Here is a 12761-nt window from a genome sequence, read left to right as displayed (position 1 = left end):
AGCGCGCCGACAAGATAGACTGCCGAATTGACGAGCCGCTCCGCGGCACTAGCTTTGTGGTCTCGCGACGGGAGATATCGCTCATGGAACTGCATCGCGGCCGCCTCATCGACCACGTCCAGCTGGTGGTCAGGGACCTCGCGGCGAGCCGGCGCTTCTATGAAGCCGTCTTCAAGATGCTCGGCATTCCGATCGGCGGCGAGGCCGAGGACTATTTCTGGGCCGACGAGCTGTTCATCTCAAGCCTCGACAGCCGGGCGGCGAGGGGACAACTGACCGGGCGCCATCATCTGGCCCTCCAGGCCAGGGACAAGGCCATGGTCGATGCGTTCTACAAGGCCGGCCTCGATGCCGGCGGCGCCGACAATGGCGCGCCGGGTGAGCGGCCCTACCACCCCGGCTACTACGCCGCCTTCCTGCTCGACCCCGACGGCAACAACATCGAGGCGGTGTTTCACGGGCCGGCAAAGCGAAGTGCCGCTTCGGTCGAGATCAATTTCTAGCGCAGGTTCACGAGGAGCGGGTTGCGGTGATCCGTCCGGAGTTCTCGTAAAAACAAAGAGTTGAAGCGGTCCACGGATTCAATCGCTGAACTACTTCACATTGCCGGCGCGTAGCGGTTCACCACCATTCCGCAGGCATAGGCTTTAGAGCCGAGCAGGCGCAATTTCAGGAAGCCGCCACAGTCGAAAATCCGCTCGCCGTCGCCCAGCGCGGCCGGATTGATGAACAGCTGGAACTCATCGACCAGTCCCGCTGCAATCAGCGCCGAGGCAAAGCCGGCGCCGCCGAATACCGCCATGTCGCCTTCACCTTCAGCTTTCAGCGCCTTGACCTCGCGCGGCAGGTCGCCGCTGGCAAGCGTCGTGCGCTCCCACCGCGATGCCGCGAGCTTGTCGCTCAGCACCACCTTGCGCGCCTCGACGATGCGCTGCGCAAAGGCGTAGAAGGGATCGCGCGGATAGTTTTTAGCCGCATTGCCCCAATGGGTTAGATAGCCTTCTTCGGCCATCTTGCGGCTGAGCAGAATGGTATCGATGCCGGCGAACACCGCGTTGAAATCCTGCTTCAAGTCGTCGTCCCACGGGCAGTTGGCGCCCCATTCCCAGAGCTGCCAGTGCTCATCGCCGGCCGCGCCGACAAAACCGTCGACCGACATCTGCATCTGCAGGATCAGTTTTCTCATCGTCGTTCTCCTGATTGAGCTCTGGTGTCACCAGCGCCAGGTCAGGCGGCGTTGGTGATTGCTTTACTTTCGGAACCATTGACACGAGAGAAAAATGATGTCAATAGTAAAGTGATTTAGAAATGGAAGCATTGAGAATGTCGACCAGGGAAAGATCCGGCTGCCCCATCAGCCTGTCGCTCGAATTGCTCGGTGACCGCTGGACGCTGCTGATCATCCGCGACATGATTTTCGCGGGAAAAAGGCACTTCCGGGAGTTTCTGCTATCAGGCGAAGGCATCTCGTCGCGCACGCTGGCCGAGCGGCTGCAGACCTTGCAGGATGAGGGCATTGTCACCAGAAGCGACGACCCCACGCACAAGCTCAAGGCGATCTATAAGCTGACCGAGGCGGGCATCGACCTGTTGCCGGTGCTGGCGACGCTCGGCGCCTGGGGCAGCAAATACCGCAACGCCGATGACAAGCTGGCAAGGATCGCCGATGAACTGGCGACGGGCGGCGAGGCAGGCCTGGAGCAGATAAAGAAGAAGCTGCGCGCCGAGCATATCGGCTAGGGAGCAACGCCAGCCCTCCCTTCGGGCCGATGGCGGGCTACATCGACACGACGTCGCGCAGCCTCACCCTTCCCATCCCGCAAATCGCTGTGGCCGGAGCCATGTCTGCTTCGGATTGCCATCGCCCGAACCACGGCCTCTTCCAGCCAGCGCGCGATGGCGGGGGCGGCATGCATGCCGATTGGCCCATGCCGCCATGCACGTAGAGCTCTTCGACCGCGGTGCGGCCGGCGACAGGCAGCCCGTCCGACAGCATGGGCGATTGCCGGGATAGACATTCGTCACCGGGGGTGAGCCGAGACCGGACAGGATGCGCAGCGTGCGCGCCGCGATGCGAAGGCGTCTCGGCGCTAGCGCGCCGATCCACCTTCTCCAACAAGGGGAGAAGGTGAGGCGCGCCTTGTCCCGCCTGCGCTTCTACGCGTAGCCTAAGGAGCTAGCGGGAGGAGAATCGCTTGGACACCACTGTCGTTATTGTCGGCGCCGGGCCCGCCGGCCTTGCGGTCGGTGCCTGCCTGAAGCGGGCAGGAGTGGATTTCATCCTGCTCGAAAAATCGCAGGAGATCGCGCCCGCCTGGCGGCGGCACTATCGGCGGCTGCATCTGCATACGGTCAAGTCGTTCTCGTCGCTGCCGTTCCTGCCCTTTCCCAAAAATTATCCGCGCTACGTGCCGCGCGAAATGGTGGTCCGCTATCTCGACGACTACGCGGAAAAATTCGATCTGCGCCCGCGCTTCGGCGTGACGGTGAAAGCCATTCGCCTCGGGGACGGCGGTTTTCTGGTCGAGACAGGATCGGACAACCTCAAGGCGCGCCATGTCGTCATCGCCAGCGGTAACAATGCCGAGCCGATCGTCCCCCGGCTCCCTGCTATCGAGGCTTTCAAGGGCGAGGTGCTGCACAGCGCCGACTATACGCAAGCGGCGCCCTTTGCCGGCCGCTCGGTGCTGATCGTCGGCATGGGCAACACCGGCGCCGAGATCGCGCTCGACTTGGCGGAAAGTGGCGCGCGTCCGACCATTTCGGTGCGCAAGGGCGTCCACATCGTGCCGCGCCAGCTGTTCGGCGTGCCGATCCAGATGGTCGGCATCGCCAGCCGGCCGATGCCGCAGGCGCTGAACGACTGGATGTTCCCGATCATCCTCGATTTCGCGCTGGGCAAGCTCGAGAAATACGGCATCGTCAGGCCGAAGCAGGGCATCCTGCAGCAGATCGACGAAGTCGGCCGCATCCCGGTCATCGACGTCGGCACGGTCGACGCCATCACCAAAGGCGCCATCAAGATCGCACCCGACATAGCGGGCTTCACCGAGCGCGGCGCTGCGTTCACCGACGGCAGGCAGGAAAATTTCGACGCCGTCATCCTCGCCACCGGCTATCGCCCGGGCTACGAAAAGTTTCTGCCCGTGGAATTGCAGCCGGAGCGCAGTGGCGTCAACGCCCGCGCCTCGCAACTCGGCCTCTACCTCGTCGGCTTCTACAATCCGGTCACCGGTCTGCTCAGGGAAATTGGACGCGAGGCGAAGGCAGTGGCGGCCGACATTGCTCGGCGAGGCTGAAAGGGGCGGCGTCGGCCAAGCTGCGGATCTCCCGCCTTGCGGGGAGATCGGCTATCCATCACAGCCGCGCCGCATCGCCCTCATCCAGCAGCCATTGCCGCACGGCTTGCGTCGGTTCTGGGTGCCGTTGCTTGCGCGGCATCACGACATAGAAATCGTGCGTCCCCCGCATCTCCGCGTTGATCGGCTGCACCAGCCGGCCGGCGGCAATGTCGGCGGATACGAGAAACCGGCTGGCCAGCGCGATGCCCTGGCCGGCAATGGCGGCGTCGATCGCGAGGCCTGTCTGGTTGAAGCGCATGCGTTTGGCCTCGGTGGCCATCCTCAGGCCGAGTACTCTCTCCATGAATTCCGGCCACAGATTGTGCGCGTCGTGCAGCAGGACGTGATGCTGGATATCGGCCGCCGCGATCTCGTTCGCGCCGGTCGGCAGCAGGGCAGGGCTGCAGATGGCGATGATCTGCTGTGGAAACAAAAGATCCACCATCAGGCCGGCGCCGGAGGGCAGGCGGCCTTGCCTGACCGCAATGTCGACGCCATCGGCCTGAAAACTCGACAGGCTTTCGCTGGCCAAGATTCGCAAATCGACCAGCGGGTTGTGCGCGACGAACTCCGGCAGTTTGGGGATCAGCCATTTGGTGGCAAAGCTCGGCGTGACGCTGATCGTCAGCCGCGCCGGTTCGGGCCGCAGCAGCAAGGTGGCCTCCGAGATCAGCTCGAAGGCGCGGCGGATGTTGGGCATATAGGCGCGGCCCTCGTCGGTCAGCGCCAGGCCGCGCGGCAGCCGGTCGAAGAGTTTTGTGCCGAGATCGGCCTCCAGCCCGCGTATATGCTGCGCCACCGCCCCTTGCGTCACGTTCAGCTCTTCGGCGGCGATGCGGAAGTTGAGATGACGCGCGGCGGCTTCGAAGGCACGCAGCGCATTCAATGGTGGCAGGCTCAGGAAGGCTTCAGGCATGCAGGAGTTTTTCTACAGCTTGATTTCAGGCTTTCTGGTTCGAACCAGATGGCAACACCGTTTATAGCATTGCTCGAAGGTCGGAAACATGGGCTTCAGAGTCCCGCCAACCCGTGCGAAGGAAAATCGAGATGAGTGTAGAAAAAGTAGCAGTCGTCGTCGCCGGTGGCAGCGGTATGGGCGCGGCGGCGGCCAAGCGGCTGGCAGCGGACGGGTTCAAGGTCGCGATCCTGTCGTCCTCCGGTAAGGGCGAGGCTCTGGCCAAGGAGCTTGGCGGCCTCGGCGTCACCGGCTCCAACCAGTCGAATGACGATCTGCAGCGGCTCGCCGATCTGACGCTCGAGCGCTTCGGCCGCATCGACGTGCTGGTCAACAGCGGCGGCCACGGGCCACGCGCGCCGATCCTCGAAATCACCGACGAGCAGTGGCACACCGGTCTCGACGTCTATCTGATGAACGTCATCCGGCCGGTGCGCATCGTGGCGCCGCAGATGGTCAAGCAGAGGGCTGGCGCCATCATCAACATCTCGACCGCCTGGGTGGTCGAGCCGAGCCCGATGTTCCCGACATCCGCCGTGTTCCGCGCCGGGCTTGCCGCCTACACCAAGATCTTCGCCAACACCTACGCCGCCGACAATGTGCGCATGAACAATGTGCTGCCCGGCTGGATCGACAGCCTGCCGGCCACCGAGGAGCGCCGCGACAGCGTGCCGATGCAGCGCTACGGCACGTCGGAGGAGATCGCCGCGACCATCGCCTTCCTCGCTTCCGAAGGTGCGGGCTACATCACCGGCCAGAACATCCGCGTCGACGGCGGCATCATCGGCGCGATCTGACCGCGCCGGTCGCCTCGCGTGAGCCGGCGCGTCACTCCTTCACCGCGCCGGTCATCGACGAGACATAGTGCTCGACGAAGAACGAATAGAGCACTACCACCGGCAGCGAGCCGATCAGCGCTCCCGCCATCAGCGCCCCCCATTCGTAGACGTCGGAGCGCACCAACTCGGTCAGCACACCCACCGGCACGGTCTTGTTTTCCGAGGACTGGATGAATGTCAGCGCATAGATGAACTCGTTCCATGACAGGGTGAAGGCGAATATGCCGGCGGAGATCAGGCCGGGCACCGACAGCGGCAGCACGATCTTGGTGAGGATCTGCCACCGGCTCGCTCCGTCTATCAGCGCGCATTCTTCCAGTTCGAACGGGATGGAGCGGAAGTAACCCATCAACAGCCACGTGCAGAACGGCACCAGGAAGGTCGGATAGGTAAGGATGAGCGCGAAGGGCGTGTCGTAGAGCCCGAGGTTGAACACCATCACCGACAGCGGAATGAACAGGATCGAGGGCGGCACCAGATAGGCGAGGAAGATGCCGAGGCCGACCTGCCGCGCCCCGGAGAAGCGCAACCGCTCGATCGCATAGGCGGCGAACACCGACGCCAGCAGCGACAGGAACGTGGCGGCGGTCGAGATGATGATCGTGTTGAGCAGCCAGCCCGGATAGGAGGTCTCGAACAGGAGATAGCGGATGTGCTCCAATGTCGGATGCACCACCCAGAACGGATTGAACTGCGCATAGTCGGTCATCTCGAGATTGGGCTTAACCGCCGTGATCGTCATCCAGTAAAACGGAAACAACAGCACGAAGACGAACACCAGCAGCGGCAGATAGACCGTCACCACGCGGCGCGGCAGGCTCTGCAGGTAGCCCATGCCGCCTTCGTCGATATCCCCACGTTTCGCCTTCCTTGCCGCGGCCGTCTTGACCATGTCAGTCTCCGCCGCCTTGTTGCCATTTGCGGCGTTGCAGGCCGAAATAGCTGAACAGGATCGCCGCCAGCAGGAACGGGATCATGGCCACCGCGATGGCCGCGCCCTCGCCAAGCTGGCCGCCGGAAATGCCGCGCTGGAAAGACAATGTCGCCATCAGATGCGTGGCATTCACCGGTCCGCCCCGGGTCAGCACGTAGATCAGCTGGAAATCGGTGAAAGTGAACAGCACCGAGAAGGTCATGGTGATGGCGATGATCGGCGTCAGCAGCGGCAGAGTCACATAACGAAACAACTGCCAGCGACTGGCGCCGTCGAGCGTGGCCGCCTCGTAGAGCGACTGCGGAATGGTCTGCAGGCCGGCGAGCAGCGTGATGGCGACGAAAGGAATGCCGCGCCAGACGTTGGCGGCGATAACCGAAGCGCGCGCATTCTCCGGATCGCCGAGGAAATTGATGCGGTGGTCGATCAGGCCCATTTGCTGCAGCGCCCAGGACAGGATGGAGAACTGCGAATCGTAGATCCACCAGAAGGCGATGGCTGACAGTACGGTGGGCACCACCCAAGGCAGCAGGACTATCGCGCGGAAGAACGATTTGAACGGCAGGTTTTCATTGAGAATGAGCGCCAGCCACAGGCCGAGCACGAACTTCAGGATCGAGGCGCTGACCGTGTAGAGCAAGGTGTTGAAGACGGACAGCCAGAAGACGGCGTCACTCCACAGATACTGATAGTTCTCGGTGCCAATGAAGATGCCGGGGCGGCCGATACGGGCATCGGTGAAGCCGAGCCAGACGCCCAGCCCGAGCGGATAGGTCAGGAAGACCAGCAGCAGCGCCGCCGCCGGCAGCATGAAGCCGAAGCCCAGCGCGTTGCGGCTTTCGGAGATCCGCGAAAGCATCGACGGACGCGGCTGGGCGGCAACGGACGGCACGGCCATGGAGGGCTCCTCATCGGGGAATCAGGTCACGGCGTCAACGGCCGCCATGGGATTGTGCGACGGGCCGGGCAGCGCACTAGACGCTGCCCGGCGGTGCCGTGATCAAACGCGGTAGTAGCGGTTGGCGCGCTTCTCCGCCTCCTCCATCGCCTCCTGCGGCGTCGCCTGGCCGGTCACCGCCTTGGCGAACATGTCGACCAGGACATAGTCGGCCATGGTCGCCGCCGAGGCATAGCCGAGCGGCCCGGCATAGCCGTTGGGGCGCAGCGTCGCCGAGGCCTTGGCATAGGCGGCATTGTTCGGGTCGGCCGTCCACACTGGATTGTTGTCGAAGGCCTTCAGCGTCTGGCAGCAATAGCCCGCCGAGGAGGTGATCCAGTCGGTCATCTGCGGATCCTCGAACATGAACTGCAGATAGGCCTTGGCCGCATTGGGGTAGGGCGTGTAGTTGAAGATGACGGCGGTGGTCACCTGGAACAGTTCGACCGATTTCCCGACGGGACCGATCGGCAGGTTGGTGGTGCGGATGTCCTTGGCGATCTCAGCCAGCTTCGGATCGTTGTCCTTGTTGATCTTGGCCGTATTGTAGGCGGAAATGCCGTTGGCGATGACGCCGAGTTCGCCGGCCAGGAAGGCGCGGTTGTTATTGACGTCGAGCCAGCTTTCGGTCCCGGGAATGAAGGTCTTGTAGAGTTCCTGCGCGTATCCGATCGCCTTTAACGTCTCGGGGCTGTTGATCGCCACCTTGCCGCTCTCGTCGACCATCTGGCCGCCATGGCTCCACAGCAGCCAGTGCGCGTAATTGTTGCCGTCGCCGACGCCGTGGCCGTGCGTGAAGCCGGCCGGATGTCCCTTCGCCTGCAACGCCTTGCAAAGCTCGAGGAAGCCTGCCGTGTCCTTCGGAAATTCGGAGAAGCCGGCCTCCTTCACCCAGCTTTCGCGATAGACGATGGCATTGCCGATCGTGGCCAGCGGCAGGCCGACGAACTTGCCGTCCCGCGTCGCATATTGCTTTGGTCCGTCGTGCCAGCCGCCATATTTCGAGCCCAGATACTCGCCGAGCTCGGTCACGTCGTGCAGCTTGTCTGGATATTGATGCGGGTCGTCGAACCAGACGAACATGAGGTCCGGGCCGGAACCGACATTGGCGGCGACCGCTGCCTTGGGGCGAATGTCCTCCCAGCTTTCCTTGTCGACACGAACCTCGACACCTGTCGCCTCGGTGAAGCGCTTGGTGTTGGCCAGCCATTGATCCTCATCGCCCTTGACGAAGGGCGACCAGCGCAGCAGCCGCAGCTTTGCGCCTTCCTCGGGCTTGTATTTCAAGCCCTCCTGGGCAAAAGCCGGCGAGCCGACGAACCGGCTTCCCAGAGCTCCCGCCGCGGCACCTGCGGTCGTGCGGATTACATCGCGTCTCGTGAATTTCATGGTCGTCTCCTCCGGTTTATCTTCCTTGCTATGCGGTCCTTACCATCCGTTACGCGTTTCAAATCGTGTTCCGGTCTTGCCGTCAAAGAGATGAATCAGGCCAGGCGCGGCAGAGAGCCGTATGGATTCGCCCGGTGTGAAGGCATGGCGTTCGCGGAAATTGGCGACGATCTCGTCGCCGCCGGCGGTGCGGCCGATGATCTGCACTTCCGACCCGGTCGACTCGACCACCGCGACGGTGACTGGAATGCCTTTGTCTGACGATAGCCGCAAATGCTCGGGCCGTATTCCCAGCACCACCGGATGACCGTTGCCAACGGCCGGCGCGCCGGCCAGCGGCACGGAAATTCCCCCGGCGCCGCGAAAGGACGGAGACCCGTCGGTGACGATCTCGCCCTTGATCAGGTTCATGGCGGGCGAGCCGATGAAACTGGCGACGAAGAGATTGTTTGGCCTGTCGTAGAGCTCCAGCGGCGGTCCGATCTGTTCGACGATGCCGTCATGCATGACGACGATCTTGTCGGCCATGGTCATGGCCTCGATCTGGTCGTGGGTGACATAGACTGTGGTCGTCTTGAGCCGCTGGTGCAGTTCCTTGATCTCGGCGCGCATCTGCACCCTGAGCTTGGCGTCGAGATTGGAGAGCGGTTCGTCGAACAGGAAAACCTGTGGATCGCGCACGATCGCCCGGCCCATGGCGACGCGCTGGCGCTGGCCGCCGGAAAGCTGGCGCGGATATCGCGTCAGCAATGGCACCAGCCCGAGGATTTCGGCGGCGCGCTGGATGCTGGTAGCGCAATCGGCCTTCGAAACACCTTTGAGCATGAGCGAGAACGCCATGTTCTCGGCGACCGTCATGTGCGGGTAGAGCGCGTAGTTCTGGAACACCATGGCAACGTCGCGCTCTTTCGGCGCAACGTTGTTGACGACCCGATCCCCGATCGCGATCTCGCCCCGAGAAATCTTTTCCAGGCCGGCGATCATCCTGAGAAGGGTCGATTTTCCGCAACCCGACGGGCCGACCAGCGTGACGAATTCGCCGTCGTCGATATCCACACTGACGCCATGCAGGACCTCGACGGTCCCGAACGATTTGTAAACATCGCCGATCGCGACAGACGCCATCGATCTCCTCCCGAATGCTTCTTGCGACGCCCCGAAGGAAACCGCTCCTCTCCGCCTCGCGACCGTCTCCCATTCCCCCAACAGGTCGCGTGACGATCAGACGGTAGCGCTACCAAGCCTGCCTGTAAAGCGGCCATGCGGCCGGTGCTCTTGTCGTTCGGAACACCGGCGCAATGACCGGTTCGCCGGCAAACTACCCCCCATTCACAAAAGCCAGCACCAGCTTCTGCAGGTTTCCGCCGGGGCCGAATTCGACCCGGTCGAAGTCGCGGCTCGCCTGCCGCTGAGCCAGCGAGATCTGGGCGAGTTGCCTCGTCAGCTCGGTTCTGATCTTGCTGCAGGCGGGGTCATCAGTAACGGTCAGGCCGACGCTCACCGCCTCGATCTTGCGCACCATCTCGGCGATGGCTGCGCCATGCACTCTCTCGTGGGCGGCGAGCCCGGCGATGAACACCGTCCAGTTCTTCTGGACGGAAGCCGGCAACGGTTCGGCCGGCTTCGGCAAGGTGTAGGTGATGATCAGTTTCGGGCGCGCCGATTTGAGCACGCAGGCGTCGCCTTTCGGCCTGTAGTCTCTGGTCCAGGTCAGCTTGAAATTGGTGTGCGCAATGACCCGACCCTTGCCGAGCAAGGGGCCGGCTTCGCCGATCGCGGCATAGAGTTCCGGGCCGGTCTGTCCTGCGATGGCGTAGTTCTCGACCTTTTCGACCGGCTTCCAGTCGGCGCGTGCCGGCGACGCCAGCAGAGTGGCCGCGAACAGGAGAAAGAACATGACTGGTTTCATGGAAACGTCAGAGACACTGGGCTGAGGCAAAGATCAACCCGGCGCAAATGCACTCAGGTCCCACGGCAGGCCGCGTCATAATCGGCCAGCACCTGATCGACAGCTTCGAGAAGAATAGCCTCGGGATTGCCCGCCGGCCCGAGTTCGGCCGGCAGCGCCGGCAGGAATTGCCGAATCAGCGTTTCGGGAATGGCAACGCCGTCCAGCGCCTTGCGCAGGCGCTCGACGGCCGCGACAGCGGTGGGGTTGCTCCAATAATAGCGGATGCGGTCGCTGTAGCTGTAATGCCGCTGCACATAGAGCTCTGCTTCGTTGCCGTGATAGTGGCTGTGCCAATGGCCGGGTGCTGCCAGCATCGCGCTTTCCATGGTCCGGGCGAGCGACCGGTCGCCATAGTCCCTGGCCATTTCGGAGGCGATCAGGTCGAGCCCGTAAAGCGCCTCGCGCAAGGCGAAGGTCAGGCCGGGGCCGACCTTGAGGATAGGAAAGCCGTTTGCGACCAGCGCGGTCAAAGCCGCACGGGTCTGGTAGTCGGTCGAATGCGCCTCGTAGACGAGCGACGGCTGCTCATCGAGCAAGCCGGTCAGGCCCTTGGATTTTTCGGGCGCGTAGGCGACGACATTCTGGCTGCCGAATTCCACGCCCGGCTGCACCACCACGGCCATGACGCGGCCGAACGCCTCGGTCAGGCCTTCGCGGGCAAAGATCTCCCGGTGAACCTCGATCGTGCGCCGCGCCGCCGCCGCCTCGGTCGGCTTCAACTCGCTGATCGCATGGTCGACTCCGCCGGGGGCGGGGACTTCGGTGCCGATGATGTAGACCGGCAAGGTGCTGCCTGCGGCGTGCGCGGCCGTTTCGGCCGCCTTTGCCAGCCGCGCCGCCCGGGTGGCGATGGTCTCGTCGTCCAGGGCCGCCGGCTCGCCGGCGCAGCCCATCGATGCGTCGAGATGGATCTTGGTGAAGCCGGCCGCGATATAGGCGCCGACCATGGCCTCGGCCTTGTCCATCGCGTGCGCCGCCGGCTCGGCGCGCCACGGGTTCGGTCCCAGATGATCGCCGCCGAAGATGATGCGCGAGGCTTCCAGCCCCTCGCGGCAGGCGATCTCCAGCACGAAGGCGACGAACAGCGCCGGGGTCATTCCGGTATAGCCGCCGAACTGGTTGACCTGATTGCAGGTTGCCTCGATCAGCAGGTTTTTCTCCCTGTCGGCAACGGCGCGCCGTATCGCTGTCTGGATCACCAGCGGATGAGCCGAACAGATGGACGTGATGCCGTAGGGTGCTCCGTTCCGGCGGGCCGCCGCGAGACCGGCAAGGGGATTGGCCATCATCTCGCTGTTCCCTTGATGAATTGATCGAGTCCGTCGAAGCTGGTGACGCCCTCCATCGGGCCGCGCCGGGTGACGTTGCGGGCGCCGGCGGCATTGGCATAAAGCAGCGCCTTGCCGGGCTCCATCCCCTGGCGGCGGCAGGTCAGGTAGGTGGCGCCGAAACAATCGCCGGCGCCCGTGGGGTCGACTTCCTCGACCTGAAAACCGGCGCAGTCGATCCTGGCGCCGTCGGCGCCGAACCAGGAAGAGCCGTCAGCACCGCGCTTCAGCACGATCTCGCCGACGCCCCTGGCAAACAGCGCCGCCACCGCCCGGTGCTCGTCATCGACGCCCGCCGTAGCGAGCAATTCGTCGCCGGACGGCAGCAGCAGGTCGGCATCGTCGATGAGTGCGGAAAACAGTGCGCCGTCGGAGCCGTCGATCAGCTCCTTGCGCACATTCGGGTCGAATGAGGTCGAGCCGCCGCGGGCACGAACCGCCTGCACTGCGTAGCTGACGATCTCCTTCAGCCCTGCCACCGACAGCGTCGATCCCATGATATGCAGATGGCCGGCCCTGTCCGCCAGCAGGCGCGCAGCAGTGGTCAGGTGGATCTGCCCGGCGGCGGATTCGGCGATGTTGTAGACGAAGTCCCTGATACCATCGGGCCGGTAGCGCACGAAGGCGCATCCCGTCGGGAAGCGGTCGCTGATATCGACGGCTGAGACGTCGACGCCGTCGCGCTCCAGCCTGTCCAAGTTGAGCGTGCCGAAATCGTCGCGGCCGACGCAGCCGATAATGCCGGCGCCGCCTCCCAGCCGGGCGACCTGATCGATGAAGATCGCCGGCGCGCCGCTGGGGAATGGCCCGACAAGCGATTGCGGCTCGAGGAAGCCGAAACCCCGTTCCGTCGCCATGATCTCGACCAGGATTTCGCCGGCGACAATCGTTGGCCCCACGGCCTCGGCGGCGATCTCGCTTCGGCGCGAAAGGCTCATGCTTGCGATTCCTCTCACACGCAAACTGATTGCTTGCCCGCGCAGTTATCCGACGCAAGTGTTTATCGGGTAAATCGCACATACAGCGAAGTCAATAAAACTCTACATGCGTATAGTTTATCTGTTTCCGCGCGTACACATTGCAGGAT

At 63.5% G+C, this 12761-nt stretch carries 13 protein-coding genes; 4 read left to right on the top strand and 9 right to left on the bottom strand.

The window, feature by feature from the left end; all coding sequences use genetic code 11:
* The first annotated feature begins 74 nt into the window (after positions 1-74).
* The gene (locus NKH35_RS20880) at positions 75-503 is read left to right on the top strand and encodes a VOC family protein (RefSeq protein WP_352916222.1); all 429 of its coding nucleotides are present in this window, start codon (positions 75-77) and stop codon (positions 501-503) included.
* Between the two features lie 95 nt (positions 504-598).
* Here the strand turns inward: NKH35_RS20880 and NKH35_RS20875 are convergent, their stop codons facing one another.
* A complete protein-coding gene (locus tag NKH35_RS20875; RefSeq protein ID WP_023673464.1) occupies positions 599-1186 on the bottom strand; it encodes a dihydrofolate reductase family protein in 588 nt (195 codons plus the stop codon).
* Positions 1187-1323: 137 nt separating this feature from the next.
* Here NKH35_RS20875 and NKH35_RS20870 point away from each other — a divergent pair, with 137 nt between their 5' ends.
* Both NKH35_RS20870 and NKH35_RS20865 read left to right on the top strand, forming a co-directional pair.
* On the top strand, positions 1324-1740 hold the full coding sequence (locus NKH35_RS20870) for a winged helix-turn-helix transcriptional regulator (protein ID WP_023673465.1): 417 nt from the start codon (positions 1324-1326) through the stop codon (positions 1738-1740).
* A 455-nt stretch (positions 1741-2195) separates the two neighbouring features.
* Entirely contained in the window at positions 2196-3299 is a 1104-nt protein-coding gene (locus tag NKH35_RS20865) for a flavin-containing monooxygenase (RefSeq protein ID WP_352916190.1), read from the top strand.
* Between the two features lie 58 nt (positions 3300-3357).
* On the opposite strand, the gene gcvA is transcribed toward NKH35_RS20865, so the two are convergent.
* Positions 3358-4257, bottom strand: coding sequence for a transcriptional regulator GcvA (gene gcvA, locus NKH35_RS20860; RefSeq protein ID WP_023693798.1), 900 nt, complete (start codon positions 4255-4257; stop codon positions 3358-3360).
* 131 nt (positions 4258-4388) lie between these two features.
* Between gcvA and NKH35_RS20855 the strand changes: the two genes are divergently transcribed.
* The gene (locus tag NKH35_RS20855; RefSeq protein WP_023673468.1) at positions 4389-5093 is read left to right on the top strand and encodes an SDR family oxidoreductase; all 705 of its coding nucleotides are present in this window, start codon (positions 4389-4391) and stop codon (positions 5091-5093) included.
* 31 nt (positions 5094-5124) lie between these two features.
* Here NKH35_RS20855 and NKH35_RS20850 read toward each other — a convergent pair whose 3' ends face one another.
* The 7 genes from NKH35_RS20850 to NKH35_RS20820 form a co-directional block, all read right to left on the bottom strand.
* Complete coding sequence (locus NKH35_RS20850) at positions 5125-6027, bottom strand: carbohydrate ABC transporter permease (RefSeq protein ID WP_352916187.1); 903 nt, start codon at positions 6025-6027, stop codon at positions 5125-5127.
* Position 6028: 1 nt separating this feature from the next.
* Positions 6029-6928 (bottom strand): carbohydrate ABC transporter permease, encoded by a 900-nt coding sequence (locus NKH35_RS20845; RefSeq protein WP_444849008.1) that lies wholly within the window; start codon positions 6926-6928, stop codon positions 6029-6031.
* A gap of 141 nt (positions 6929-7069) precedes the next feature.
* Positions 7070-8395: an ABC transporter substrate-binding protein gene (locus tag NKH35_RS20840; RefSeq protein WP_023693796.1), complete on the bottom strand. Its 1326-nt coding sequence runs from the start codon at positions 8393-8395 to the stop codon at positions 7070-7072.
* A gap of 39 nt (positions 8396-8434) precedes the next feature.
* On the bottom strand, positions 8435-9520 hold the full coding sequence (locus tag NKH35_RS20835; RefSeq protein ID WP_352916183.1) for an ABC transporter ATP-binding protein: 1086 nt from the start codon (positions 9518-9520) through the stop codon (positions 8435-8437).
* Positions 9521-9713: 193 nt separating this feature from the next.
* Positions 9714-10304, bottom strand: a complete 591-nt coding sequence (locus NKH35_RS20830) for a DUF922 domain-containing Zn-dependent protease (protein ID WP_352916180.1) — start codon at positions 10302-10304, stop codon at positions 9714-9716.
* Positions 10305-10357: 53 nt separating this feature from the next.
* A complete protein-coding gene (locus tag NKH35_RS20825) occupies positions 10358-11632 on the bottom strand; it encodes a D-tagatose-bisphosphate aldolase, class II, non-catalytic subunit (RefSeq protein WP_023733986.1) in 1275 nt (424 codons plus the stop codon).
* Positions 11632-12612, bottom strand: coding sequence for a tagatose kinase (locus NKH35_RS20820; RefSeq protein ID WP_023689812.1), 981 nt, complete (start codon positions 12610-12612; stop codon positions 11632-11634). The genes NKH35_RS20825 and NKH35_RS20820 overlap by 1 nt, the downstream gene beginning before the upstream one ends.
* Positions 12613-12761: the final 149 nt, after the last annotated feature.

This window comes from Mesorhizobium sp. M1143 (assembly GCF_040318435.1).
In the GTDB taxonomy this organism is placed as follows: domain Bacteria; phylum Pseudomonadota; class Alphaproteobacteria; order Rhizobiales; family Rhizobiaceae; genus Mesorhizobium.
This window is presented reverse-complemented; position numbering and strand designations above follow the sequence as displayed.